Annotated in this window: 27 protein-coding genes and 2 pseudogenes; 14 read left to right on the forward strand and 15 right to left on the reverse strand. The window is 71.3% G+C overall.

All coding sequences use genetic code 11. The annotated features are described in order from the left end of the window. Positions 1-159: 159 nt before the first annotated feature. Both AB0M27_RS30110 and AB0M27_RS30115 read right to left on the reverse strand, forming a co-directional pair. On the reverse strand, positions 160-975 hold the full coding sequence (locus AB0M27_RS30110) for an LLM class F420-dependent oxidoreductase (protein ID WP_365726137.1): 816 nt from the start codon (positions 973-975) through the stop codon (positions 160-162). 4 nt (positions 976-979) lie between these two features. Next, positions 980-1,711, reverse strand: coding sequence for a TioE family transcriptional regulator (locus tag AB0M27_RS30115; RefSeq protein ID WP_365726139.1), 732 nt, complete (start codon positions 1,709-1,711; stop codon positions 980-982). A 102-nt stretch (positions 1,712-1,813) separates the two neighbouring features. Here AB0M27_RS30115 and AB0M27_RS30120 point away from each other — a divergent pair, with 102 nt between their 5' ends. Both AB0M27_RS30120 and AB0M27_RS30125 read left to right on the forward strand, forming a co-directional pair. Then, complete coding sequence (locus AB0M27_RS30120; RefSeq protein WP_365726141.1) at positions 1,814-2,971, forward strand: erythromycin esterase family protein; 1,158 nt, start codon at positions 1,814-1,816, stop codon at positions 2,969-2,971. An 84-nt stretch (positions 2,972-3,055) separates the two neighbouring features. Further along, positions 3,056-3,454 (forward strand): ACT domain-containing protein, encoded by a 399-nt coding sequence (locus tag AB0M27_RS30125; protein ID WP_365726143.1) that lies wholly within the window; start codon positions 3,056-3,058, stop codon positions 3,452-3,454. Between the two features lie 144 nt (positions 3,455-3,598). Here AB0M27_RS30125 and AB0M27_RS30130 read toward each other — a convergent pair whose 3' ends face one another. Beyond that, a complete protein-coding gene (locus tag AB0M27_RS30130) occupies positions 3,599-4,666 on the reverse strand; it encodes an IS110 family transposase (protein ID WP_365726146.1) in 1,068 nt (355 codons plus the stop codon). A 682-nt stretch (positions 4,667-5,348) separates the two neighbouring features. Between AB0M27_RS30130 and AB0M27_RS30135 the strand changes: the two genes are divergently transcribed. Next, positions 5,349-6,305, forward strand: a complete 957-nt coding sequence (locus tag AB0M27_RS30135) for a MerR family transcriptional regulator (protein WP_365726148.1) — start codon at positions 5,349-5,351, stop codon at positions 6,303-6,305. A 39-nt stretch (positions 6,306-6,344) separates the two neighbouring features. On the opposite strand, the gene AB0M27_RS30140 is transcribed toward AB0M27_RS30135, so the two are convergent. Further along, positions 6,345-6,473, reverse strand: coding sequence for a hypothetical protein (locus AB0M27_RS30140; RefSeq protein ID WP_365726150.1), 129 nt, complete (start codon positions 6,471-6,473; stop codon positions 6,345-6,347). Beyond that, positions 6,457-6,993 (reverse strand): hypothetical protein, encoded by a 537-nt coding sequence (locus AB0M27_RS30145; protein ID WP_365726152.1) that lies wholly within the window; start codon positions 6,991-6,993, stop codon positions 6,457-6,459. The genes AB0M27_RS30140 and AB0M27_RS30145 overlap by 17 nt, the downstream gene beginning before the upstream one ends. A 140-nt stretch (positions 6,994-7,133) precedes the next feature. Between AB0M27_RS30145 and AB0M27_RS30150 the strand changes: the two genes are divergently transcribed. Further along, complete coding sequence (locus AB0M27_RS30150; protein ID WP_365726154.1) at positions 7,134-7,460, forward strand: aldo/keto reductase; 327 nt, start codon at positions 7,134-7,136, stop codon at positions 7,458-7,460. 32 nt (positions 7,461-7,492) lie between these two features. Here the strand turns inward: AB0M27_RS30150 and AB0M27_RS30155 are convergent, their stop codons facing one another. Together AB0M27_RS30155 and AB0M27_RS30160 are read right to left on the reverse strand one after the other, a co-directional pair. Beyond that, positions 7,493-7,981 carry a GNAT family N-acetyltransferase gene (locus AB0M27_RS30155; protein ID WP_365726156.1) on the reverse strand — a complete coding sequence of 163 codons (489 nt, stop codon included), beginning with the start codon at positions 7,979-7,981 and terminating at the stop codon, positions 7,493-7,495. Between the two features lie 50 nt (positions 7,982-8,031). Next, entirely contained in the window at positions 8,032-8,889 is an 858-nt protein-coding gene (locus tag AB0M27_RS30160) for an alpha/beta hydrolase (protein ID WP_365726158.1), read from the reverse strand. Positions 8,890-9,131: 242 nt separating this feature from the next. Between AB0M27_RS30160 and AB0M27_RS30165 the strand changes: the two genes are divergently transcribed. After that, the gene (locus AB0M27_RS30165) at positions 9,132-9,779 is read left to right on the forward strand and encodes a hypothetical protein (protein WP_365726160.1); all 648 of its coding nucleotides are present in this window, start codon (positions 9,132-9,134) and stop codon (positions 9,777-9,779) included. A 138-nt stretch (positions 9,780-9,917) separates the two neighbouring features. Here the strand turns inward: AB0M27_RS30165 and AB0M27_RS30170 are convergent, their stop codons facing one another. After that, complete coding sequence (locus tag AB0M27_RS30170; protein ID WP_365726161.1) at positions 9,918-10,874, reverse strand: hypothetical protein; 957 nt, start codon at positions 10,872-10,874, stop codon at positions 9,918-9,920. A 102-nt stretch (positions 10,875-10,976) separates the two neighbouring features. On the opposite strand from AB0M27_RS30170, the gene AB0M27_RS30175 reads away from it, so the two are divergent. Next, a complete protein-coding gene (locus tag AB0M27_RS30175; protein ID WP_365726163.1) occupies positions 10,977-11,492 on the forward strand; it encodes a GNAT family N-acetyltransferase in 516 nt (171 codons plus the stop codon). Positions 11,493-11,511: 19 nt separating this feature from the next. Here the strand turns inward: AB0M27_RS30175 and AB0M27_RS30180 are convergent, their stop codons facing one another. Next, positions 11,512-12,717, reverse strand: a complete 1,206-nt coding sequence (locus tag AB0M27_RS30180; RefSeq protein ID WP_365726168.1) for an MFS transporter — start codon at positions 12,715-12,717, stop codon at positions 11,512-11,514. 113 nt (positions 12,718-12,830) lie between these two features. On the opposite strand from AB0M27_RS30180, the gene AB0M27_RS30185 reads away from it, so the two are divergent. Further along, positions 12,831-13,352, forward strand: a complete 522-nt coding sequence (locus AB0M27_RS30185) for a CGNR zinc finger domain-containing protein (RefSeq protein WP_365726264.1) — start codon at positions 12,831-12,833, stop codon at positions 13,350-13,352. A gap of 31 nt (positions 13,353-13,383) precedes the next feature. Here AB0M27_RS30185 and AB0M27_RS30190 read toward each other — a convergent pair. Together AB0M27_RS30190 and AB0M27_RS30195 are read right to left on the reverse strand one after the other, a co-directional pair. Beyond that, positions 13,384-13,515 (reverse strand): annotated as a pseudogene (locus tag AB0M27_RS30190) (GNAT family N-acetyltransferase); the annotation flags it as partial. A 122-nt stretch (positions 13,516-13,637) separates the two neighbouring features. Then, complete coding sequence (locus tag AB0M27_RS30195; RefSeq protein WP_365726170.1) at positions 13,638-14,948, reverse strand: hypothetical protein; 1,311 nt, start codon at positions 14,946-14,948, stop codon at positions 13,638-13,640. A gap of 178 nt (positions 14,949-15,126) precedes the next feature. Between AB0M27_RS30195 and AB0M27_RS30200 the strand changes: the two genes are divergently transcribed. Next, complete coding sequence (locus AB0M27_RS30200) at positions 15,127-15,876, forward strand: SDR family oxidoreductase (RefSeq protein WP_365726172.1); 750 nt, start codon at positions 15,127-15,129, stop codon at positions 15,874-15,876. 48 nt (positions 15,877-15,924) lie between these two features. Here AB0M27_RS30200 and AB0M27_RS30205 read toward each other — a convergent pair whose 3' ends face one another. Beyond that, complete coding sequence (locus AB0M27_RS30205; protein ID WP_365726173.1) at positions 15,925-16,989, reverse strand: YihY/virulence factor BrkB family protein; 1,065 nt, start codon at positions 16,987-16,989, stop codon at positions 15,925-15,927. Between the two features lie 181 nt (positions 16,990-17,170). On the opposite strand from AB0M27_RS30205, the gene AB0M27_RS30210 reads away from it, so the two are divergent. The 4 genes and pseudogenes from AB0M27_RS30210 (at position 17,171) to AB0M27_RS30225 (ending at position 18,898) form a co-directional block, all read left to right on the forward strand. Then, entirely contained in the window at positions 17,171-17,563 is a 393-nt protein-coding gene (locus AB0M27_RS30210) for a DUF2267 domain-containing protein (RefSeq protein WP_365726175.1), read from the forward strand. A gap of 71 nt (positions 17,564-17,634) precedes the next feature. After that, positions 17,635-18,240, forward strand: a complete 606-nt coding sequence (locus tag AB0M27_RS30215; RefSeq protein WP_365726178.1) for a YdeI/OmpD-associated family protein — start codon at positions 17,635-17,637, stop codon at positions 18,238-18,240. A 145-nt stretch (positions 18,241-18,385) separates the two neighbouring features. After that, a pseudogene (locus tag AB0M27_RS30220) lies at positions 18,386-18,571 on the forward strand (aldo/keto reductase); the annotation flags it as partial. Positions 18,572-18,580: 9 nt separating this feature from the next. Next, complete coding sequence (locus tag AB0M27_RS30225; RefSeq protein ID WP_365726180.1) at positions 18,581-18,898, forward strand: hypothetical protein; 318 nt, start codon at positions 18,581-18,583, stop codon at positions 18,896-18,898. A 220-nt stretch (positions 18,899-19,118) separates the two neighbouring features. Here the strand turns inward: AB0M27_RS30225 and AB0M27_RS30230 are convergent, their stop codons facing one another. After that, the gene (locus tag AB0M27_RS30230) at positions 19,119-19,688 is read right to left on the reverse strand and encodes a TetR/AcrR family transcriptional regulator (RefSeq protein ID WP_365726182.1); all 570 of its coding nucleotides are present in this window, start codon (positions 19,686-19,688) and stop codon (positions 19,119-19,121) included. 65 nt (positions 19,689-19,753) lie between these two features. Between AB0M27_RS30230 and AB0M27_RS30235 the strand changes: the two genes are divergently transcribed. Next, on the forward strand, positions 19,754-21,076 hold the full coding sequence (locus tag AB0M27_RS30235) for a DUF3533 domain-containing protein (protein WP_365726183.1): 1,323 nt from the start codon (positions 19,754-19,756) through the stop codon (positions 21,074-21,076). A gap of 194 nt (positions 21,077-21,270) precedes the next feature. Here AB0M27_RS30235 and AB0M27_RS30240 read toward each other — a convergent pair whose 3' ends face one another. Continuing rightward, positions 21,271-22,701: an NAD(P)/FAD-dependent oxidoreductase gene (locus tag AB0M27_RS30240; protein WP_365726185.1), complete on the reverse strand. Its 1,431-nt coding sequence runs from the start codon at positions 22,699-22,701 to the stop codon at positions 21,271-21,273. Positions 22,702-23,100: 399 nt separating this feature from the next. Here AB0M27_RS30240 and AB0M27_RS30245 point away from each other — a divergent pair, with 399 nt between their 5' ends. Next, positions 23,101-23,577 (forward strand): GreA/GreB family elongation factor, encoded by a 477-nt coding sequence (locus tag AB0M27_RS30245; RefSeq protein WP_365726189.1) that lies wholly within the window; start codon positions 23,101-23,103, stop codon positions 23,575-23,577. A 9-nt stretch (positions 23,578-23,586) separates the two neighbouring features. On the opposite strand, the gene AB0M27_RS30250 is transcribed toward AB0M27_RS30245, so the two are convergent. Then, on the reverse strand, positions 23,587-23,799 hold the full coding sequence (locus tag AB0M27_RS30250) for a hypothetical protein (protein ID WP_365726191.1): 213 nt from the start codon (positions 23,797-23,799) through the stop codon (positions 23,587-23,589). Between the last annotated feature and the right edge of the window lie 21 nt (positions 23,800-23,820).

Consider the following 23,820-nt stretch of genomic DNA (forward strand, 5'->3'; position numbering starts at 1 on the left):
CACCAGGACGTGACCACGATCAGCACACCCACCACCCGCCGACACCGGCCACGCGGAGCAGCACTGGGCGCGGGATTCCATCTCCACGCTCACGCAGCCCCGCCCAGGTGGGAAGAACCCGCACCGGACCCTACGGTTCCCATGGGATCGCTTAGCTGATTAGAGACGCTCCAGTACGTGTGGCGAGTAGGGCAACGGGAGGTAGACGATCGCGAGTTCGGCGCCCTCGGCGGCGAACCCGGCGGCGCTCGCGGCGGCTTCGGCCGGATCGCCGGTGAGGCGGACCTGGGCCGAGAGGCGGACCGCCGCAGGGTCGCGTCCGATGCGGCCACAGTGCTCGAACAGCACCTCGCGTGCCCTGCGGAACTGCGCCGGGGTCCCGGTGTCGAAGTTCCAGTGCTGGGCGAACCTCGCCACCGTCCGCAGCGTGCGCTTCTCCCCGCTGCCACCGATGCACAGCGGCGGATGAGGGCGCTGAACGGGCTTGGGGTTGCAGCGTGCGTCCGACAGCTCGTAGTAGGCGCCCTTGAAGGTGGTGGTCTGCCCGGGGCCCAGGAGGCCGGTGAGCACCTCGCAGGCCTCCTCGAAGCGGTCGCTCCGCTGTCGCGGTGTGCCCAGCTCGATGCCGTACGCGCGGGACTCCTCCTCGTTCCACCCCGTTCCGACGCCGAGTTCCAGCCTCCCGTGGGAGATGACATCGAGGGTGGCGGCCATGTTGGCGAGGATCGCCGGGTGGCGGTAGTGGATCCCGGTCACCAGGGTGCCCAGCCGTAGCCTCCGGGTGGCCTGGGCCAGTGCCGCCAGGGTGATCCAGCCCTCCAGGCGAGGGGTGGCCGGGCTGGTGCCGTGCATGGCCTGGAAGTGATCGGAGGTCCATCCGGACTCGAAGATGTCGATCTCGTCGGCCACGCGCCATACGTCGAGCATGGCCTCCCACGAGGTGCCCTGCGGCGATGTCTTGAAAGCGAAGCGCATCGTCTCAACTGAGCCCAGGCGTAGGGCTGTCGAGGTGCGTCAGGTAGGCGTTGAGCCGCGTGGCCGCGTGCAGCATGGCGAGACCCTGTGCGGTGAGTTTGTCCTGCCAGGCCTCCAGGGAGGAGGCGAGTGCGTCCGTGCCGCCTGCGGTGCGGATCTGGTGGACCACGGTGGCGATGTGGTCGAGCGGATGGCCCCCGCGTCGCAGGAGATGGGCGAGCTCGGCGTCGCGGATGTCCTCGGCATGGAAGAGGCGGTATCCGGTGGCCGGATCCCGGGCGGGGGCGAGGATGCCGGCGTCCTCCCAGTTGCGCAGGGTCGCCGGTGTGACGCCGAGTCGGTGCGCGAGTTCACCGACCGTGCGGGTACCGGGATCCCGGGAGGGCGCCGGAGCGGCCTCGGGCTCCGCCGTCAGGTGGGACACCGCAGTGCGTACCGCGGCGAGGGTGTCCCGGTCGCGGAGCAGCTGACTGTGGCCGCGGTCGATGATCGTCAGGGCGTCGTCGAGTGCGTCCCGGTGGAGGGCGTTCATGATCTGCCCGCCGGCCGCGTACCCGTACGCCGGGACGAGCGAGAGGTAGGCGCGGAGCGCCGCCGCGTGCACCTCGGTGTAGATCCGGTAGCCGCTGGGGGTGCGCTCGGCGGGCGGGATGAATCCGTGCCGCTCGTAGTTGCGTACGGCCTGGGTCGAGATGCCGTGCTCGTGCGCGAGGTCGGTCGGTCGCAGGGGGCTCACCGGTTGAGACTTTACCGCAGGCCCCGACCGCTGATACGGGCGATCTGACCGCCAGAGCTTCCCAAAGTCTCAACGGATCTTTCAAGGATACGATTGAGGCTCATGAGTCAGGACATCCGAGACTTCGTCACCCCGTCATGCCACCTCTTGGCGCTGGGTGAGCCCACACACCAGGAACCGGCCTTCGGGCGGATCCGGAACGAACTCTTCGCCCAGCTGGCCGACCTCGGCTTCCGGTCGATCGCCCTCGAGACCGACCGCGTGGCGGCGCTCGCCGTGAACGACTACGTCCAGGGGGGAGCCGGAAACCTCGACGCACTCCTGCGCGAAGGCTTCTCCCACCGGTTCGGAGAGCAGGACACCAACAGGCGGCTGGTCAGCTGGATGCGCGACTACAACCGGCACCGGCCGCCGGCGGAACGCCTGGTCTTCCACGGCTTCGACGCGCCGTTGGAGAACACCTGCGCACCCAGCCCCCGGACCTACCTCGAACACGCCCGCGACTACCTGCGAATCGACCTCGACATCGCCGGCCTCACCGGCGACGACACACGGTGGAGCCGTCCGGAGGCCGTCCTGGACGCCGCCATGTCACCCGGCGCCACGGCTGAGGCCGAGCGGCTGCGGTCGATCGCGGACGACATGCTCATCACGCTTCACGCACGCGCCCCGGAACTGATCGCGGCCACCTCCGGCGACGAGTGGTTCAGGGCCAGGACCCATCTCACCGCCGGCCTCGGCCTGCTGCGTTACCACAGGCAGTCGGCACGGCCTCTGGAACCGAGTCCCCGGATCGCCGGCCTGCTCGCCACCCGGGACGCGCTCATGGCCCAGAACCTCCTGGACATCCGGAGCACCGAGGAAGAGAGAGGGGCGACCCTGGTCTTCGCGCACAACCTCCATCTGCAGCGGAACCTCAGCATCTGGCAGCTGGAGGACCGGGGCGCCGAGTGGTTCTGCGCCGGCGCCATCGTGGCGTCCCTGCTGGGCGAACGGTACGTCTGTGTCGCCGGCAGCCTGGGGCGCAGCGAGGCCCTCGGGCTTGAGGATCCCGCCCCCGACACCTACGAGGGTCTCCTCCAGAGCCGTATCCCCGCCTGGGGACTGGAGGCGGCCACCGCTCCCCCGTCCGCCGCCACGCGGACGGACACACACCCCAGGCAGGGCTACTTCCCCCTCGACCGGGCGACGCTCGACGCGGTGGACGCGGTCCTGCACATCAGCGACGGCGCGACCGCCGGCACACCGGCACACATCTGACCGCGACCGGGAGGCGGTGGCGACGCCATGACCGGCACCGCTCGCCTCCGGGGCGAGCGGCCGGTCGGCCCGTAGGGTGGAACCGTGACCGGCGAGACTGATCTGCAGACACTGCTCAGCGGCATGCGTCCGGAGCTGAATCCGGGTCGCTATGTCTTCACCATGGCGGAGGGCGGCGTGCCGTCCGGTGTCACCCCGGTGGTGACGGTGGCCGAACCGGAGGGCCTGACCCTCGTCGTGCCGCAGGCGGAGGCGGACGCGGCGGGGATGGCGTACGACTATGTGGCCGCATGGATCACCCTGCGGGTCCACTCAGCGCTGGCCGCGGTCGGGCTGACGGCCGCGGTCTCCCGCGCCCTCGCCGACGCGGAGCTGAGCTGCAACGTCGTCGCCGGGTTCCACCACGACCACCTCTTCGTGCCCTACGACCGCGCCGAGGAAGCCGTGGACGTCTTGCGGCGCCTGGCCCGCGACTCCTCCTGACCCGTCTCCTGCCCCGTCGAGGACGGCTTCGACGCAGCCCGAGGCCGGGCAGCCACGCGCGCGGCGCTGCCTGCGCCGCGATCAGTACAGCGAACAACGGGCCCACCGCTCCGCCGAGGAACCCTCGGAAGCTCCTATCTCCTGTCAAGCGGCCTGTGCAAGGTCGGCCTTCGTGATGTTTGTGCAGGTCAATGCCCTAAAGACCTCGCGGGCTATGTAGCGCTTGAGGCAGCGGATGATGTCCTTCTTCTGCAGTCCCTGCGCAGTGCGTCGGGCCACGTACTCACGGGTGCGGCGGTCGTGCTGCATGCGGACGACCGCGATGCGGTAAAGGGCCGCGTTGGCTGACCGGTTGCCTCCCCGGTTCAGCCGGTGGCGGTCCCGGCGGCCGGAGGAGGCCGGCAGAGGTGCGACGCCGCACAGATGGGCGAAGGCTGCCTCGGAGCGCAGGCGCTCGGGATTGTCGCCGACTGCCGCCAGGAGGCGGGCGGCGGTCTCGGGCCCGACGCCGTTCACGGCCAGTAGCATCGGCGCGGCCTGAGCCGCCAGTGCGGTCAACTCGGCGTCGTACTCGCCGATTTCACGCCCGAGGTCCTGGTAACGGCGGGCAAGGCGACGTAGGGTGAACTTGGCCGCGGCGGTGGGGTCGGCCAGGTCCGGTGTTGGTCGGAGCCTGGCGCACACACTGATCAGATCTGGTGCTGCCAGACCGCGCAGTTGGCCGCGCAGGGTGTCGGGCGCGGTGACCAGGAGACTGCGGATCTGGTTTATGGCCTGGGTGCGGGCCTTCATGGCCGAGGTGCGGGCGTTGTGCAGGACCCGCAGCCCCTCAGCGGCACCGGTGTGGGTCTTGGGGATGACGCCCGCGCGTCCGGAGGCGACTGCCTCGGCGGCGGCATAGGCGTCGATGGGATCGGACTTGCCCAGCTGGCGACGCATGCGCCGGTCAGGCCGGTTGATGTCGAACACTTGCAGGCCGGAAGCGGCCAGGACGCGTGCGAGCTGGGTGCCGTAGGATCCGGTGCCCTCGACGCCGACGGCGAGTACGGTCCCGAAAGAGCGCAGCCAGGCCAGCAGGGCGCGGTAGCCGTCGCTCGTGGTCGGGAACTGAGCGTCGCCCAAGTGCCGGCCAATGGGGTCGACGGCGGCGGCGTGGTGGGTGTCGGCGTGGGTGTCCACGCCTCCGAAGACGTCCGGGCGCTGATCGGCCATGATGGAAGTGCTGTCCTTCCGGGTTGCTAATAAGAGGGGCAGCACACGCCGGTCGGGCGGGCGGACAAAGCAGTGACGGGGGCTTCTAGCCCAAGCTCCTATCAGGTCACGAGCGCCCGATCGGCTGTGTGCGTGGTGGCCCCCCGCAGCGAGTCGACAGTTCTCCGACATGACAGCCCTTGGGCGTCAGCTTCGATGTGGGTCAGACCCGGCGGAGGACCACGGCACCATCATCACTGCCGCTGGGCGTCGCTGCGGCGGGCGAGCGGCGGTGCCCGTGTCGATCTGCGGGCGTGGTGGCAGGCGGCCACGGGACGGCGATGCTCCGGCACTCCGTTCGAGGCGCACCCGGAGCACCGACTCGGGATGGCCACGCTGTGGGCGGTGCCCCGGCCGCACGGCGACGGCCGACGGATCCTCGTCAACCATCGGCTTCACAAAGTCGCTGTCGTACGGGAAGTGGCTTGAACGTACCGCGCTTCTCCGGGAAGCCCCACGCTCCTTCGCGGGAAGCCCACGCCGCCGAGGCCGCGTTTCAACAGGTCAGTGAATTCGGCCGGTTGGCCGACGCACCGGATCACGGCCGCCCCGGTTCAGCCGTCGTCGGTCGCCGAACCCCGCCTCGGAACGCCTTGACCTTGCCACCGGGGGCAGGGTTTAGCGTGTGAGCGAGGTGAGCGGCATGAGGATCAGTGAGCTGGCGCGGCAGGCCGGTACGACGACCAAAGCGGTGCGGTACTACGAGTCGCTGGGGCTGATCACACCCGAGCGCCTGGCCAACGGCTACCGGGACTACGGCGAGGACGACGTACGCCTCGTGCGGGAGATCAGGACGCTCCACCGGCTCGGCATCCCCGTCGAGCGCACCCGGCCTTTCCTCGAGTGCCTGGCGGCCGGACGCGCGCACGCGGACGACTGTCCCGCCTCCCTCGCGAGCTACCGCGAGGCCATCGACGAACTCACCGGGCGCATCGAGTCCCTGACCGCCCGCCGCGCGACGCTGATCGCCAACCTGAACGCGGCCGCCCACCGGGGCAGCGGCGTCGTCCCGGCCGAGGGAAGAGGTACCGGACGCATGGACTATCTGACACTGCCCGCGGACCTGCCCGTCCCCGAGGACGACGGCGCGGTGGACCACCTCCCCGGCGTGAAGGTGCCGAGCCTCGCCCTGCTCGACACGGCGGGCCGAACGGTCCGCCTGGACGCGCTCGGCCCACGGCGCACGGTCGTCTACGTCTACCCCCTCACCGGCCGCCCCGGCACCGACCTCCCGGAAGGCTGGAACTCGATTCCCGGAGCCCGTGGCTGCACACCCGAGTCATGCGGCTTCCGCGACCACTTCCACGACCTGCTCGAAGCCGGCGCGGGCCGCGTCTACGGGCTGTCCAGCCAGGACACCGACTACCAGAGCGAGGTCGTGGAGCGTCTGGGACTGCCCTTCGACATGCTCTCCGACCCCGCCCTCGGCCTGGCCGACACGCTCGGGCTGCCCACGTTCGAGGTCGAGGGGATGCGGCTGTTCAGGCGCCTGACGCTCGTGCTCCGAGCCGGTGTCATCGAGCGTGTCTTCTACCCGGTCTTCCCGCCGAACGAGCACGCCCAGCAGGTGCTGACCTGGCTGCGCGGGAACCCTCTGTAGACACCGGGGCGACCTGCCGAGGTCGGTCCGGCGGCCGGACTACAGCGTGCCCGCGTCGGGCCAGTGGGACCAGTGGGTGTTCGCCGGGAGCGTGGGCCGGTAGCGGTCCGGATCGCCGTGGGACAGGACCTCGGCGATCAGCCGGAAGGTCTCATGGCCGCTCGGCATGATGTCCCCGAGGTATTCCGGCTGGTTCCACTGGTCCAGGCTCAGCAGCACCGGCAGGTCGGAGGGGACGGCGGACCTCCGCCGTGTCCGCGAGCAGCAGTTCCCTGTGCGGGGGCACGAGGCTGCGGAACACGTCCTCCAGCGGCGTACCGGCGTCGGCGTCGACCGTCAGCGGCCTGCCCCGGACGACCACCGGGCCTTCCCCCGCGTAGGCCTCGTCGCCGTCGGGATCGATGTCGTCCATGTTGTCGACCCGGTCGAGGAAGTTCCCGAAACCGGGCTTGTCGCGGGTCAGGCAGTTGCCGAAGCAGTGCAGGACATCGGTGAGGTTCCCGACGCGTGGGTTGTAGCCCAGCAACTCGGCGACCATCGCCCAGCGCGTGCCGTCGCCGAACAGGTGGATGCGCGTGTCGACGGGGTAGTAGTAGCCGTTCTGCGGATCGGGGAACTCGGCCGCGTCCGCACAGAGGTCGAACTGCTCGAGGATCGACGCGGTCGTCGGTGCTGTCGGTGTGGTCACGGGCAGCAGGTTACGGCCCTTGTCAGCGGGAACTCACGGCGATCCAGGTCGTCTTCAGTTGCGGACTCATGCCTGTGCCGGACTGGAAAACCGTTGGAGTGCCGGGCCCGGCGACGCGACACTCTGCAGGTCGTGCGTGGATGCCGTACAGGGAGGACCGCGGGCGGCCCTGCTGCACCTTCGGGCCCAGGCGCAGTTCGACCTGGGGCGCCCTCGTGGCACCGGAGGTCCTCCGGCGGGCACGGGAGATCGCGGCCGTGTGCGAGGCACATGGTGTGACTCTCCCCCAGGCGGCCATGGCGTTCCCCCTGCTGCATCCGGCGGTCGCCGGCATCGTGGTCGGGATGCGCTCACCCAAGGAGGTGCGGGACAACATCGCCGCGTTCCAGGCGAACGTCCCGGATCAGGTGTGGGCCGACCTGGTCGCGGCGGACCTCCTCGACGAGCGGGCACCGGTGCACGCCTGAGCGCCGGGTGACACGTCGTTCGCCTGCGGCGGCTACCGCTCTTCGTCCGCGGTCACCACGCGGCGTGCGGGCACCTGGGCGGAAGCCGGCTCGCGGACCATGAACACATCCACCGGGTCCTCGGCCTCGACACCGAATCCGTGCCGCTCGTAGAGCCGTTGCGCCCGGCTGCCCCGGAGCACGTTCAGCCGGACGCGGGTGCCGTCGCGGTCGCACCGCTCCAGCAGCAGGCGCAGCACGGCCGCTCCGATGCCCCTGCCCTGCAGGGTCGGGTCCAGGTAGAAATGCTCCAGCCAGTGCGCGTCGTCAGCCTGCCGCAGCGCCACGCAGCCGGCCAGGACGCCGCCCACCTCGATCACCCAGGTGTGGTCGGGTGCGAACCCCTCCCGCAGCCGCTGCCGCACCCGGTGCTCGTCGTACCGCCCGAGACGCTCCAGGTCCGCTCTGAGTACCACGGCCCGCAGCTCGGCCACCGCCTCGACGTCCGCCGCCGAAGCGGGACGCATCTCCCAGTCCGCCATGATCGTGATGCTAGTGCGGCGAGATGCCCCGGCGCCGTCGACCCACTGCTTCACGGCCCCTGTGTGGCCGCTTCTCGCAGGAACGCTGCGCTGGTCGCCACGAACCGGTCGGCGTCGTCCAGCCAGGGGAAGTGCCCCGCTCCGGGCTGCACGACGAGTTCCGCCTTCGGGAAGAGCGCCGCGAACTCGGCCATCGCGGGCGGAGGGGCGCCCGGGTCGACCTCACCCGCCAGCAGCAGCACCGGTGACTGGAAGCGGGCGAGCGCGGCGCGGGTGGCTTCGGGATCGAACGCGCCCTCGGCGCCGAACGCGGCCACCACGTCCCGGTTCAGCTGTTCGTCCTCCGCGGCCTTGTGCGCCTGGGCGACCTCGTCCCAACGGCCGTAGGAGAACGGCGCGATGGCCCGGAAGTTCTCGGCAGTGGCCGCGCCCGCCCCGATCGCCTGCAGGGCCGCGAAGGCCTCCGGGAACCACGGCTCGTCCCGGCGGGGCATGACGGTCTCACGCCGGAGCTGATCGGCGATGGTCAGGCCGACGGCCCGAACGCTCGGTGTGATGAGCGCGAGTTCGCCGATGCGTTCGGGGTGTCGGGCGAGGTACTGCACGGCCAGATTGGTTCCGGCGCTGTGTGCGAGGAGGTCCATCCGCTCCAGGCCCAGGTGCCGGCGCAGGGCTTCCACGTCGTCGACGAGCCGGTCACAGCGGCAGGCCGCGAGGTCCCGGGGCACTGCCGACCGCCCGGTGCCCCGCAGGTCCAGCCTGATCAGCTTCCGGTGTGCGGACAGTCCGCCCAGGTCGCCCAGGTACGACGACTGCTGCGGTCCGCCCGGCAGGCACACCACGGGTACGCCGTCCCCGGAGACGTGGTAGGCGAGTTCGGCACCGTCGTACGCGATGAAGGATCCCATCACGGCATTCTGCCGGGACCACGGCCGTTCCCGCATCCCGTCCGCGCTCGGCAGGACACACGGGAGGGATGGCGGACGGGAGGAACGGCACACCGCCGCGCGACGCACGGGGTTCACTCAGTAGAAACCCGCCGGTCCATCCGTATCATCCATGTGTCGGGGGACCCGCAGGACAACTCCCGCTCCCCTCCTGCCGCAACCGCAGGCGCCGGAGCGCACCAGAGTCACGATAGGAGCCACAGATGCCTGAGCCCACCGCCCCCGTCACCGAGTTGACCTCCCAGTACGTCAGCCAGGTGACCAACGACCTCGAGCACAACGTCAAGGAACAGGAACGCATCACCGCCGAAATCGCGGCGCTTCAGGAGCAGTTGGCCGCCCTGCAGCACGACCAGACCATTCTGGTGAACATGCGGCAGGCGCTCGGTGTCGCGACCTCGCTGAGCACACCCGCCCCGACCGAGGGCGCCGTGGTGCCCGCGCCGCGCAAGAACTCCACCACCGCGTCCGAGACGCGCCGCGCGCCGAAGAAGGCGGCCCCGGAGCAGTCCGGGCGCAAGAAGCAGCCCGCCAAGAAGCCTGCGGCGACGAAATCCTCGGCGCAGAAGGCGACCGGCCCGTCCGCCCAGCCCACCCTCATCGAACTGGTCCGCCGCCATCTCGCCGAGCAGCAGGAGCCCCGCTCCGCGGCGGAGGTCACCGACGCGCTCGACAAGGCACATCCCGACCGGGAGATCCAGACCAAGGTCATCCGCACCACTCTGGAGAACCTCGTGGCCCGCAACAACGCCCAGCGCACCAAGCAGGGCTCGTCCGTCTTCTACACCCTCGCCACCGCGTCCGAGTCGGCGGCGGACGCGGAGGAGTCCCGGTCCGACGCTGCCGAATGAGCCGTGGCCGCATCGCCCCGTCCAGTGTCGACAGGTGTCGACGAGTTTCGGACGGGGCGATCCAGCGCACCTGACTTCCCTCCGGTCACCGCTTGGAGTCCGGTGGACCGACGATCAGTCAGATGTCACTTCCACGGCTCACGAACCGGCCGTGGCCTTCTGTCGGGTCTGGTCGAACTCGGCCACCGGATCACCGCCGGTCTGCCAGGGCCACGCGGTGACGACACCACCGATCTGCTCGAAGACGGCACGCGCCTCGGCGCGCCGGTCCGCGGCGACCAGTGCGTAGGCGAGGAGGTTGAGGTCGGCAAGCGCCTTGGCGTGGCGGAAGAACCCCGGCTGGATCCAGGTGTGCGCCGCGCGGTCCAGGGCCTGCGCGGCCATGTGCTGGGACCAGTGGTTCCGTGCGACCAGCGCCTCCAGCCCGCCGCGGTCGAGGATGGCGTGGTACTGGTGGATCTGAGCGGTGAGTTCGGTCGCCACGCACGGCGCGTTGGCGGGCATACGGGCGCGCAGGGTGTCCACGAACTCCAGGACCTGGATGCGCGACCCGGCCTCGTCCGGGCTGAGGTAGGCCAGCATGTTCAGATAGGCCTCGCGGTTCCAGCGATCGCGTGCGAGCACCTCGTTCCACACCCCGAAGACCTGCGGCTGCTCCCGGCGTTCCAGGCGTGCCACGGCAAGGAGGGCGACCCAGGGAGTGGGGTCTTCCGGGGCGAGCTCCGCGGCGCGCAGACAGGCCTCGACGGCGGCTGCGGCATCTTCCAGGACCCCCTGGGCGCGGGCCCGCGCGACCTGGGTCCAGGCCTGCAGGACGAGTGCGTTCACGTTGCGGGGCTCGCGCGTGCTCCAGGCTCGTGGCAGATGCGATCCGACGAGGTATCCCGCCAAGACGTCCAGACGATGCGTCCGGCGGTCCCAGTCCTCGGGGTCCTGCTCCAGGAGACGGGACATCTGCGCCACGCACAGCTCGGTGGTCGCGATGGTGCCGGTCCTGGTGGTCGCCACAAGTGACTTCAGCAGCTTGCCCAGGTCCTGGTCGTCGAGCTCGGGAGCCAGACGGACCCGTCTGCGGCGACTGGAAAGAAATGCCATGTCGGGAGGCTAGGCGGGATCGCCGGGCGCGCAAGGGCTGGGCCGAGATCGTTATGGTTTACACGTACAACTTGCTTATACAACTTGCCTATATTGCCGTCCATGCCCGAGATACAGCTGCTGCGCCCGGCTCATGCTCCCGCGCTGTTCGCCTTCGAACAGCAGAACCGGGCCTACTTCGCCGCGTCGATCCCTGACCGGGGTGACGACTACTTCGCCCGGTTCGACGAGCGGCACCGTGCGTTGCTCGCCGAGCAGGAGGCCGGTCACTGCTATTTCCATGTGCTGGTGGGCACCGGAGGCGAGGTGCTGGGCCGGATGAATCTCGTCGATGTCGCGGATGGCGCCGCCGAACTCGGGTACCGGATCGCACAGCGCGCCGCGGGCCGGGGGCTCGCAACCTGGGGCGTGCGGGAGATCTGCGGCCTCGCCGCCAACCGCTACGGGCTGACGGCGCTCCGTGCCGCGACCACCCTCGACAACGCGGCATCGCGGGCCGTACTGGCCCGTTCGGGCTTCGGCGTCGTCGGCGAGACCCGGCTCTCCGGTCGTCCCGGTCTGTCGTATCTGCGCAGTCTTGCTGATTTCACGGCTCCGCCGGGCGCAACGGCCGTCTAGTCGCGGAACGGGAACAGGATCACCCGGGCCGCCGCACGGAGTGCTCGCAGGCTTCGCCGGTGTGCGGTGGTACGGCGAAGAAGGCCGGCGCCGCGCAGGCCGCCACGCCCGCCGCCGCTGCCAGTGTGCCGGGAAGGGACCAGGTCGCCAGCGGGCCGGCGAGCGCCGCGCCAGCCGCGAAGGCGGTGATCTTCAGGCTGGCGCCGGTGGTGAAGATCTGGCCGCGCAGACGGTCCGGAGCCTCCCGATGGCGTACCGCGAACAGGGCGGTGAGCTGCGGCCCTTCACCGATCCCGGCCAGCAGCAGGGCCGGCACGAGCACGGCCGGGCGGCCCGTCGCCGCCAGGGCGAACGCGCCGGCCTGGATCAAGGCGCCGGCCCAGATGATCGAGTCGGGGGCGACCCGCCGCGCGAACCGTGCCAGGACGGCGTTGGCCGCCAGGGCCGAGACGGCCGCACAGGACAGCAGCAGCGCGCCGCGCCCGGCTCCGCCGAGGGCGCGTTCCCCCAGCAGCGGGACGCAGGCCGTCAGCATGCCCTGCGCGGCACAGCACACGACCGAGGCCAGGGTCGCCCGGGCCAGCCGGGGCTTCCCCACGATGACCCGCGTTCCGGCGGCGAGATCACCGATCAGCGCACCGGGCCGCTCTTCCCGCACCCGTGTGGAACCCGCCGGCAGGGTCCACGCCGCCGGCGCCGCCGCGCCGATGAGCGCCGCCGACACCACCACGGCCGTCGACGCCCCCAGCACCTCGGCCAGGCCACCGGCGAGGACCGGGCCGGACAGGCTCGCCACGCCGAAGGTCATGGCGTCGAGCGCGTTGGCCCGTGGCAGCCGGTCCCCTGCCGCCACACTCGGCAGCTGCCCCGTCCAGCCACCCGACAGCGCCGGCCCCAGCAGCCCGGTCAGGACGGCGATCAGCACGGTGACGGGGAACGGAAGCCGGCCGAGCCCCACGAGGATCACCGCGAGGCCGGTCGCGTACAGGCCGAGCGCCGCGGCCAGCAGCCGTCCCGGCCGCCGTTGCCGGTCGAGCACCGCCCCGAGTACGGGGCCGCCTGCCGCCGCCGCGACCGTGATGCCCGCGAGCAGTGCCGCCGCTTCGGAGGCCGAGCCCGCGAGGGCGTATCCCGCCAGCATCAGCGCCGGTCCCGACATCTCGTCCCCGACGCGGGCCGCCGTCGCCCCCGCGACGTAGCGAACCATCGTGTAACGCCCAATCACACGAAACACGTTACGTAGGTAACTCAGAACTCCGCAATATGCGTTACAGTGCGCTGGTGTCCCCCAGCAACGATGGCGACGGCGACTGGTCCACCCGGCATTCCGTCCTGACCATGGCCAGGCGCACCGCCGCTCTCGTCAACGCCCTCGCCGAGGACCGCCCCGACCCGGGCCAGGTGGCGGAGGTCCTCCTCACCCACGGGGAACAGGGCCCCGTGGACCTCACCCCCCGGGATGTCGCGCAGATGTGTGCGGCCGCGGGCCGGCTGCGCGAGGTCTTCGCCGCCGAGCACACCGACGAGGCCGCCGTCGTCCTCAACCGCCTGCTGGGAGAACACACCGGGCCACTCCGTCTCACCTCACACGGTGGCGGCGCGCCCTGGCATCCCCACCTCGATCGCGACGACGACGCTCCCTGGGGTGAGTGGTTCCTCGCCTCGTCCTGCCTGGCACTCACCGTGCTCATCTGGGACCGCCAGCTCCCGCCCGGCAGGATCTGTGCGTCGGCCGCCTGCCGGAACGTCTTCGTCACCCAGGGCCCCGGCCCCGAACGCCGCTACTGCTCCCGACGCTGCGCGACCCGCGAGCGCGTCGCCGCCCACCGGCGCGCCCGCTCCACGGAACCGCCCGGGTGACCGAACCCCCCGGGCACACGGCTCCCGTTCCTCACGGCAGCGCGCGGGTGAGCCACACCAACTCGCCGCGTTCGTCCGTACGGACGCGGTCACGAGCGAAGCCGAACTTCTCCAGCACGCGGAGCGAGGGCGCGTTCCAGCTCCGCACCGTCGCCCACAGCCGATTCGCCATGCTCGGCACCCTGCGTGAGACCCACGCGGCCGAGGCCGCCATCACCATGGTCGTCCGCACCCTGCACGCAGCCCTGCACCCGGCCTGAGGCCACGGACACCACGGCCCGGCTGCTACGAGCGGCTGACCTCGTACACCGACCAGACCTCCCGCAGCAGGGCCGGGTAGTCCTCGCCGTACGTGGCGACGCCCGCGTACACCGCGTCGAGGGCCGCCCGCAGCGGGTCGGGCTCGGCGGCGCCGAGCAGCGCGGGAACGGCCATGTGCGGCTGTGAGACGGGAAGGGACGGTCTCGGCTCGCCGATCATGACCCACACGGTGTACTGCGTCGCTCCCGTGGGCTCGGGTAGCGGCGGTTCGGGCGGCGTCGTCGCCGTTGCCCAGTCGGCCGCGGGACCGCACGCTGTCGGCTCGGCCACGGGAATCGGCAGGGACACCTCGTCCCAGGCCGGCTCCGCAGCTTCGAAGGGCGGGCGCCCGGGCGGCACGGCCTGGCCGACGGTCCGGTCCGGGACCCGCGGGTCGGCGTCGAGGGCCCGCCACACCTGGTCCCAGTCGTCGAGCGGCGGGGGCAGCGGCCGCCCCTCGACGACGGCGGTGAGTCCCGCGGCGATCCAGTCCAGCTCCGCGAGACCCGCCGCCTCGCACGCGCGGCGCGCGGCCAGCAGGGCCACCGCCCGCTGTGTGGCGGGGCCCGCCGCGTCTATGGCGTGCACGAGCGCCGGGTCGAAGTCGAGCAGGCCGCGCACGTTTCCGTCGACGTCGCGCAGCGCCTGGCTCGGCGACCGCCCGCCCCACTCCCAGCGTTCGTAGGCGAGTTCACGTTCTCTGTCCGCCTGTTCCTGCTTGAGGCGGGCCTGGCGCAGGGTCTCGGCGCGTTCAGCCGGTGTGGGAGGCGGTGGCAGCCGGCGGGCGCAGTCGTGCCAGTACGCCGCCATCCTCGATGTCTGCTTCAGGACACGGTCCGGCGCGAGCGGCGCCGGCCAGAACTGCAGGAGATAAGAGTCCAGTTGTGGCTCGTCGTCGAGGCGGGTGTCCTCCTCGTGTGCCGCGTCCATGCCCTTGGCGCTGTAGCGGACCCGGTAGTCGGTCTCCTCCAGGTCCAGCTCCCAGGAACCTTCGCCTCCCCACAGCACGAGCGCGGTACTGTCCGAGACCGGCCGGAAGGACACCTCCACGACATCCTCCCAGTCCGGGTCCAACGACGGGGCCTCGTCGTGCACTTCGACGGTGAAGCCGACGTCACCCGTGTGAAGTCCGGTCGTCAGCCACAGGGTCCCGGGGATCGCCGCACCGCACAGCCCGGAACACTGGCCGGCGAACGCCTCGGCGAGGTCCGGGCCGTAGCTGTCCGGATCGCTCTCGACGTAGAGCTGGCCGTAGTGGACAAAGACTTCGCCTTCGACCGGCCTGCGCACCACCATGACCCCCATCGCCTCCAGGAACTGGCCTTGCTCGGCACACTACGTCCCGCCACTGACAACGCACCGGTCCACGCACATCGCCGCACTCACACCCGCAATGAAAGATCGTCTTCTCAGACATCAGGTCGAGGTCCGTTCGCCGCCAGCCTTCCTCCAGCCTCGCCGGTGAGATGGAGGCATGACTTCACAGGCAACCCTTGACGGTAAGAAGGCCCTGGTCACCGGAGGCAGCCGGGGCATCGGTGCGGCGGCGGCACTGCGACTGGCGCAGCAGGGCGCGGACGTGGCCGTGACCTATGTGCACGCGAAGGAGGCAGCGGAGGACGTGGTGCGGGCCGCCCAGGCCCTGGGGCGGCGGGCGGTGGCCCTGCGCGCCGACGCCGCGGACGCGGAGGAGGCGGCGGGCTCGGTGGGACGTGCGGCCGAGGCGCTCGGCGGCCTGGATATCCTCGTGAACAACGCGGGAGTCGGGCTGATGCAGCCGCTGGAGAGCCTGTCGCTCGCCGATGTGGACCTCCTGATCGCCGTGAACATCCGCGGGATGTTCCTGGCCGCCCAGGCCGCTGCCGCATTCATGGCGCCGGGCGGCCGGATCATCACCGTCGGCAGCTGTATCACCCACCACACGCCGGGCCCCGGCGCCACCCTGTATGCGATGAGCAAGTCGGCCGTCATCGGGCTGACGAAGGCACTGGCCCGCGAGCTGGGCGAGCGCGGGATCACGGCGAACGTCGTGCATCCCGGCCCGACCGACACCGACATGAACCCCGCGGACGGCCCCTTCGCGTCCGGCCAGGCGGCCATGACCGCCCTCGGCCGCTTCGGCACGGCCGAGGAGGTGGCGTCCGCGGTGTCCTATCTGGCGGGGCCGGAGGCGGTGTACGTGACGGGAGCGGAGCTCTTCGTGGACGGCGGGTACGCGGCGTGAGCGGGCGGGGCACACCGGGCTCCCGGGCCCCGGTGCGCCCGGCCCGGGTCAGGTCCCGTTGAGTCGGCGTACGTCGTCCTCGTCCCACTTCCTGGTGTCGCGCGGCTGGGTGTAGGGCTCGGCCCCGGGCGGATGTCCCCCGGCGAGGGCCCGCTGGCGCACGGTCTCCGCGTCGAATTCCAGGCCGAGCAGGATCGCCAGATTGCTGAGCCACAGCCAGACCAGGAAGACGATCACGCCGGCCATGGTGCCGTAGGTCTTGTTGTAGGAGGCGAAGTTCGCGACGTAGAAGGCGAACCCGGCGGAGGCGACCAGCCAGATCGACAGGGCGAGGACGCTGCCCGGAGTGATCCACCTGAAGCCCTTGACCCTGGCGTTCGGTGTCGCCCAGTACAGGATCGCGATCATCATGGTGACCAGCAGGACCAGCACCGGCCACTTCGCGATCGACCACACCGTCAGGGCCGTGTCGCCGACACCCAGCGCCCGGCCCGCGTGCCGGGCGAGGCTGCCGGTGAGGACGACGATCAGCGCGCCGGCCACGGCGAGCCCCATCAGGACGACGGTGACGCCGATCCGCACCGGCAGGATCTTCCACACCGGGCGGCCCTCCGGCATGTCGTAGACGGCGTTGGCGGCGCGGATGAAGGCGGCCACGTACCCGGAGGCCGACCAGACCGCCAGGACGATGCCGACGACGGCCATGACCGAGCCGATGCCGGCGTGGTTCTGCAACCACTCCACGGCCCTGGTGAGGATGTCCCGGGCGGAGCCGGGCGCGAGGTGCCTGAGGTTGGCCAGCAACTTGTCGGTGACCGACCTGCCGGCGATGCCCAGCAGTGACACCTGTACCAGCAGCGCCGGGAAGAGGGCGAGGAGCCCGTAGTAGGTCAGGGCGGCGGCCCGGTCGGTCAGCTCATCGTCCTGGAACTCCCGCAGGGAGCCCTTCAGCACCGCGCCCCAGGCCCGCTTGGGCAGCTGCGCCGGTGTGTCGGGCGCGGCCCGCTCGACCTGCTGGTCGGACCCGGCGTCCTCCGGCGCCGGCACCCGCGGCCCCGGGGCGTCGCCGACGCCGTGGCGGTGGTCGTGCCCGGGAAGGTGCGGCTTCGGCATGCCCCTCGGGTAACCCGGGCCCGCGGTCTCAGGCGGGCGCGCCCGTCGGGTTCGGCCGTGCATCCCCGGCGGGCTGGGTACTGGGAGCGAGAGGCCAGGCGTATGGGCCGGACGCCCCGGCACGGCTCGTTGTGCCGTGGGGACGGCACAGCGGTGAGACGGCACCGAAGTGGAGGTGACCATGAGGTACGACGAGTTCCTCGCCCGTGTACGCGAGCGCGGCGAGTACGCCAGCCAGGACGAGGCGGCGCAGGTCACAGAGGCCGTGCTGAGTGTGCTGGCGCAGCGGATCAGCCCTGGGGAGATCGACGACCTCGCCTCCCAGCTGCCCGGGCCACTGGGCCCGAGTCTGGCCGACGCGAAGCAGCCCCGACCGGAGCGGTTCGGGATCGAGGAGTTCCACCGCCGGGTCGCCGAGCGGATCGGAAGCAGGCCGCGCACGGCGCAGTGGGACTCCGGCGCGGTCCTGACCACGGTCGCCGACAGCGTCAGCGGCGGGGAGCTGAATCAGGTCTTCAGCCAACTCCCGTCGAGCTATGCCGCCCTGTTCGGCTGGACGGACCTGGCGGACTGAGCACCCTGCGCCGGCATCGGGGCGGTGCCTCCTGATTGACCGTGTCACGAGGGTGGGTTTTGATGTGACGCATGCCGGATGCAGCGCGGACGAGTGGAGCACGGGATGGGGCCGATCCGGTCATCGCCTTCGCCACGCAGGAGGCGTGGGAGAAGTGGCTGGAGGAGCATCACGCCGACGTGCGGGGCATCTGGCTGAAGATCCCGAAGACGGACTCCGGGCTGGACGGCGTCGGCTACGCGGAGGCGCTGGAGTCGGCGCTCTGCTACGGCTGGATCGACGGGCAGAAGAAGAAGCTGGACGAGCAGCACTGGCTGCAGCGCTTCACCCCGCGGCGGCCGGGCAGCAAGTGGTCGAAGGTCAACAGGCACAAGGCCACCGAACTCATCGAGCGGGGCCGGATGCGGCCCGCCGGTCTGCGTGAGGTGGAGAAGGCCAAGGCGGACGGCCGCTGGGAGGCTGCGTACGAGGGCCAGCGTACGGCGACGGTACCCGAGGACCTCCAGGCGGCTCTGGAGGCCTCTCCGGAGGCTCGGGACTTCTTCGCGACGCTGGACAGCCGTAACCGGTACGCGATCCTCTACCGCGTCCAGGACGCGAAGAAGGCGCAGACCCGGGCGGCGCGCATCGAGAAGTTCGTCGCCATGCTCGCCGCCCAGCAGAAGCTCCATCCCTGACCTCCGGGCCTCGGGCCCGCGTCGCTCCGGTCGCCGCGGTGCCGAAGAGGCGGTGAGCGGTCGCACGCCGGCCGACGCCGGTTCGACAACCGGGACCTGGAGCGGCGCCCTGTGTGAGCAAGCTGCCTGCGGCTGACCGGAATTCGGCCTGACCGTGGTGCCGATCCCCGGAACTCGCAAGCGAAGCCGCCTGCTGGAGAACGCCGGGGCCACCCGGATCAGGCTGAGCGCCGACGAACTGGCGGTACTGGATCCGGTCGCCGGGCAGGTGGCGGGCGAACGCTGTGCGGAGATGTCCCTCACATGCGCTGCCCTGGAGTCACAGGCGTAACCTGCGCCCATGGAGCGGGTCTTGGTGGCGGGGATCAGCGGTGCCGGCGAGTCGACGCCGGCCCGCAGTGTGAGCGGAGTGCTGGGCCTCCCCTACCACGAGATGGACGCGCTCTACTTCACCGGGCCCGGGTGGGCCGTGAACTCCGGCTTCGCCGAAGAGGTGTCCCGTGTCGCGGCCGGACCTCGCTGGATCGTCGACTCGATCGGCTACCCGGAAGTCCGTGACCTGCTCTGGGGCCGGGCCGGGCGGACGCGGGAGCTGCGACGCCGGTGCCCGCGGCTGCGAGGCTGCCGGCTGCCAGGGCGACGGCGGTCGTGGCGGTGACAAGGGCCCTGGTCAGGATGTTCGTTCGCATGGTGGTTCCCCCTGGTGGTCGAGTGCCTTGCGGCACGCCACAACAAGGTATGGGGCGACGCTTCCGCCGTCGCCAACCCGGGAGTTGACTCCTGGCTCCACCGGCCGCGGTAGGTCGGCGCACTGCACAAACTGCGCGGTATCCGGCAGGGGCACTCCGCCCGCCCCCCCGGGCGCCGTACGGCGGCCGTCAGATGGCGGATGCGTGGCCCAGGGCACCCAGTCCCGCGGCCACCACGACGTCCGTCCGCTCCGTCCAGGGGGTGTCGCGATTGGCCATCATCGTGGCGGTCACCGCGCCGATCGCCGACACCACCCGTACATGCCGCTCCTCGTCGGTCCAGATCTGCGGATCGAAGGCCTCCAGGAGCGTGTGCTGGGCCTGTGCGAGGCGTTCGAGGATCTCGGGGTCGCGGGTGAGCCAGAAGGCGCCCACGATCAGCGCGCCCGTGCCCGGCCACTCCTCGATCAGTGCGACGAGCGCGTTGAGCAGGGCCGCGTCGCGTCGCGGTCCGACCGGGAGTCCGTCGGCCGCGGCGGCCACGCGTGTGATGTGTTCCTCGGTGCGGGCGACGACGGCGGTCTGGATCCGTTCCTTGGACCCGAAGCGCTTCAGTACCGCGGCTTTCGAGTAGCCGGCGGCGTCGGCGATGGCCTGGACGGGCCCCTGTGCGAATCCGTGCCGGGCGAACACGAAGGCGGCCACGTCGAGCAGTGCGCGGTCGATTTCCTCACTCGTGAGCTTCACGGTTGACTTCACGACCTGAGGTTACCATCCTGGTCACTCAGTAACCAAAATGGTCACCCTCGAAGGGATGCGACATCATGACGAACGGCACGGGCCTCGGGGGCAGGAAGGCGACGCCGCGACTGTGGCTGGCTCCGGCCGTCATCGTCTCCGTCGTGATGGCGGTGCTGGCGGCGCTGTACCTGGGCGGCACGGTCAATTCCTCGGACCACCTCTCGGCCTTCCCCGTGGCGATCGTCGACGCCGACACCGGGGTCACCACCGCCTCCGGGCAGCGCGCCGACGTCGGCCGGCAGATCGCCGGGAGCCTGCGGGAGGGCATCGACCACGACAAGTTCGACCTGCGCTCGCTCAGCCTCGCCGAGGCGAAGCACGAGCTCGGCCGGGCGAAGCTCTACGGCGCGATCGTGCTGCCCCCGAACCTCAGCAGAAAGCTGACGGCACTGGCCTCGGGCGCGGTGTCCGGTGCCGCCGTGGAGCGGCCGGAGATCACCGTCTACACCAACCCGCTCGCGAACACCTCCAGCGCCTCCGTCGTGAACACGCTCGCGAACCGGGCGCTCACGCGGGCCGACCATGCCGTCGGCAAGGAGCTTCTCGCCAAGGTGACGGCGGCCCGGGCCAAGGCGGCTCCGGCGCATGGCCGGGCCGTGCCCGGCACCACACGACTCGTCCTGTCCGCACCGATGGACGTGCGGGTCACGCCGTTCCAGCATGTTCCGGACGGCACCGGGAACGGCCTGTCGGCCTTCTACTACGCCCTGCTGCTCGTGCTCGCCGGGTTCACCGGGTCCCTGATTGTCGCCAACCTGGTCGACGCCCAACTCGGCTTCGCACCGAAGGAGTTCGGCCCGCGCTACCGCATGGAGCCGCACTCGGGACGCAGCCGCCTGGCCACCCTCGCCCTGAAATGGGGGATCATGACGGGCGTCGCGGTGGTCGTCGCCACGGTCTACCTGGCCATCGCGGACGGGCTCGGCATGCCTTTGGACCACCCGTGGCAGCTGTGGGGACTCAGCGTGCTCGCGATCACCGCCGTCGCCGTGGTCGTCCAGAGCATCCTCGCCCTGCTCGGCAGCCTGGGTATGGTGGTCAACCTCTTCCTGTTCATCGTCCTCTCGGTCCCGAGCGCCGGCGGTGCGGCCCCGCTGGAGGCCACGCCGTCCGTCGTCCGCTTCCTCGGCACCTTCGAGCCGCTGCACCAGATCTACGTCGGCGTCCGCTCGGTCCTGTACTTCGGCGCCGTCTGGGACGCCGGCCTCGGGCGCGCGGTGACCGCCGCCGCGGCAGCCCTTGTCCTCGGCCTCGGGGCCGGCGTCCTCGGTACCCTCGCCTACGACCGCAAGGGCCTGGCGCGGCACCACGGCGCGCCTTCCATGGAGCTGCCCGCAGCGGCCTGAGCGCGTAACCGCCGCCCCCGGCCGGCGCCTGCGAACCGGCTCCACCCGAGTCGGCCCAGGCCGGTGACACCGTCCCCCAGGCGGTGCCGCCGGCCGTTTTCATGCGTGCGGACCGCCGGGACGGTACAGACCGGCTGTCCGGACCCGGCACGCAGACGCCGTAGCCGCTGAGACACGCCGACGGCGGATCGGTGTCAGCGGGCTGCGGCCCGGACCCCCAGGTGGCGCAGTGCGGCCGCCACCGCGCCGGCGCCGCACATGCCGTGCGCGCCGGGACCGGGCGGGGTCGCCGCCGAGCACAGGAACACACCCGGCAGGCCGGTCGAGTACGGCTCGGTGGCCGGGCGGGGACCCAGGAGGAGCTGGGGGGTCGTCCTGGCGCCGGTGATGATGTCGCCGCCGGCGAAGTTGGGATTGGCGGCGGCGAACCGTGTCGGTGAGGTGGCCCGGCGGCCCACGATGCGGTCGCGGACACCGGGGGCGAACCGCTCCAGCTGACGGAGTATCGCTTCAGTCGCGTCCTCGTCGTAGCCGTACGGGACATGGGCGTACGTGTAGACGGGGTGGACGTCGCCCACCGAACGGGAGGGGTCCGCCAGGTACTGCTGGCCGACCAGTACGAAGGGGCGTTCCGGCATGTGGCCGGCCACCACGGCCCGCTCCGCGCCGGCCACCTCGGCCAGCGGGCCGCCGAGGTGCACGGTGCCGGCCCGGCGCGCGTGCTCGTTCGTCCAGGGCACGCCGCCTTCGACGGCCAGGTCGAGCTTGAAGACGGCGGGCGCTCGCCGGAACCGCCGATAGGCACCGCGCACCCGGGCCGGGAGCCGGTCGCCGTAGAGGGCGACGACCTGGCCGGGGTCGAGATCGAGGAGCGTCACCTCGGCGGGCGGCAGCTGCCGGTGGTCGGTGACCCGGACACCGGTGTGCACAGTGCCTCCGTGCAGGCGCAGCACGCGTTCCATGCTCCGGGTGATGGACTGTGAGCCGCCTTCGGCCACGGCCCAGCCGGCGGCGTGGCCCGCGGTGAGGATGCCGAGCCCGATGGCCGAGGTGAACGGGTGCGACAGCGGGCGGAAGGCGTGTGCCGCGACGCCCGCCCACAGGGCCCGCGCCTGCGGGGTGGTGAAAAGGCGGGCGAGGAAGGAGGCGGGAAGGGCGGTCGGCAGGCCGAAGCGGGCGAGCAGCAGCGGGTGCGAGGGGATGCGCAGCAGAGGGCCCATCACATCGCCTGCCAGGGCGTCCCAGTGACGTACCGGGGTGGTGAGGAGTGCGCGATACCGGTCGCCGTCCGGACCGAGCATGCGGGCGGTGTCCGGCACGGAACACAGCAGGACCCCGGCGCTTGCGTCGTCCAGCGGGTGCACGCAGTCGACGTCGGGCAACAGCCAGCGCAGCCCGTGCCGTTCGAGGCCCAGCGCGCGCAGCGCCGGGGAGCTGACGGCCATGGGATGGATGGCCGAGCAGTGGTCGTGCACGAGTCCCGGCAGGATCGCCTCGTGGCTGCGGACGCCTCCGCCGACCTCGTCCGCCGCCTCCAGGAGCGTGACCTGAAGTCCCGCCTTGGCGAGGAGAGCAGCGGCGGCGAGGCCGTTGGGCCCGCCGCCGACCACCACGGCCGAGGTCATGCGGCGCACCTCGACGTGATCGCGGCCGCGGGGGCGAGCGGTGACGTCGTCGGCCTCATACGTCTGAGTCCGGCATCGGTCTCATGCGTCTGAGTCTGGCATCAGTCTCTCGCGTCTGAGGGTCGTCAGCACTGGGGCCGCTTGCCGTGATTGGCGCGATGGCCGCGCCGCGACTTCTTCTTACGGCGTCGCTTCGAGGACATGGAAACCTCCTGGAGAGAGAGGGAGACCGGCGAAGAAAACACCAGAAAAACACCGTATATCGGGAGACTCGCCATCTCCACCGCAGCCGCTGCCCCGACCACGACTGCGGGGCGGCACGACCCCGGGGCTCTCGTTGATACGATGCGAAAAATGCCCGACTAATGAATATTCTCCCCTGGACCAGAGGAGCCGGAAATGACCGGTGACCCGGAGCCGATCGGTTCCGCTGCCCGCCGCGCGCTGGAGCAAGAGCTGGCCGACCTGCGTGACGAGCGGCGACTCGTCGCCGGAATCCTGCAGGACCGCACGGACGTGGGCGACCAGGCAGACCAGGCAGAACAATTGCAGCGCGCCAATCAGCTCGACCGCCTGGACCGTCGTATCGAGACCATCACCGAGCGGCTGCGCCAAGCGGACGTGGCCGGGCCCGCCCCCACGGACGTGGTCGGCGTGGGCAGCACGGTCACCGTCCGCTTCCCGGACGGCTCGGTGGAGACGCTCCAGATCGGCGAACTCGCCGAGGCCCTGGACCAGAACCTGGTCACCTCCGACAGCCCGCTCGGCCGTGCGCTGCTCGGACACCGCCCCGGTGACGCGGTCCACTTCGACACGCCGGACGGCCCGTCTAGCGTGGTCGTGGTGTCGATCGGGGAACAGAGCGCGCAGGGCTGAACCGCGGAGTCAGTCCTCCTCGCGGTCGGCCTCGGCGCGTTCCTCCTCGTACGGGGTCTCGGTGTCCTCCCACTTCCCGACCGGCAGCCCCGCCTCCCGGCGGTCCTCACGGGTGCGCCGCTCGACTCGCGCCTCGTCGGGCCGGCGCGGCATCCCGCGGCCGTGGCCGGTGTCCGGGTTTCCCTCGACCCTCTCGTTGGACTTGTGATGGTGGTGCGCCATGGCGTCCTCCTGAGATGAACA

The organism is Streptomyces sp. NPDC052107, from assembly GCF_040680215.1.
Classification (GTDB): domain Bacteria; phylum Actinomycetota; class Actinomycetes; order Streptomycetales; family Streptomycetaceae; genus Streptomyces.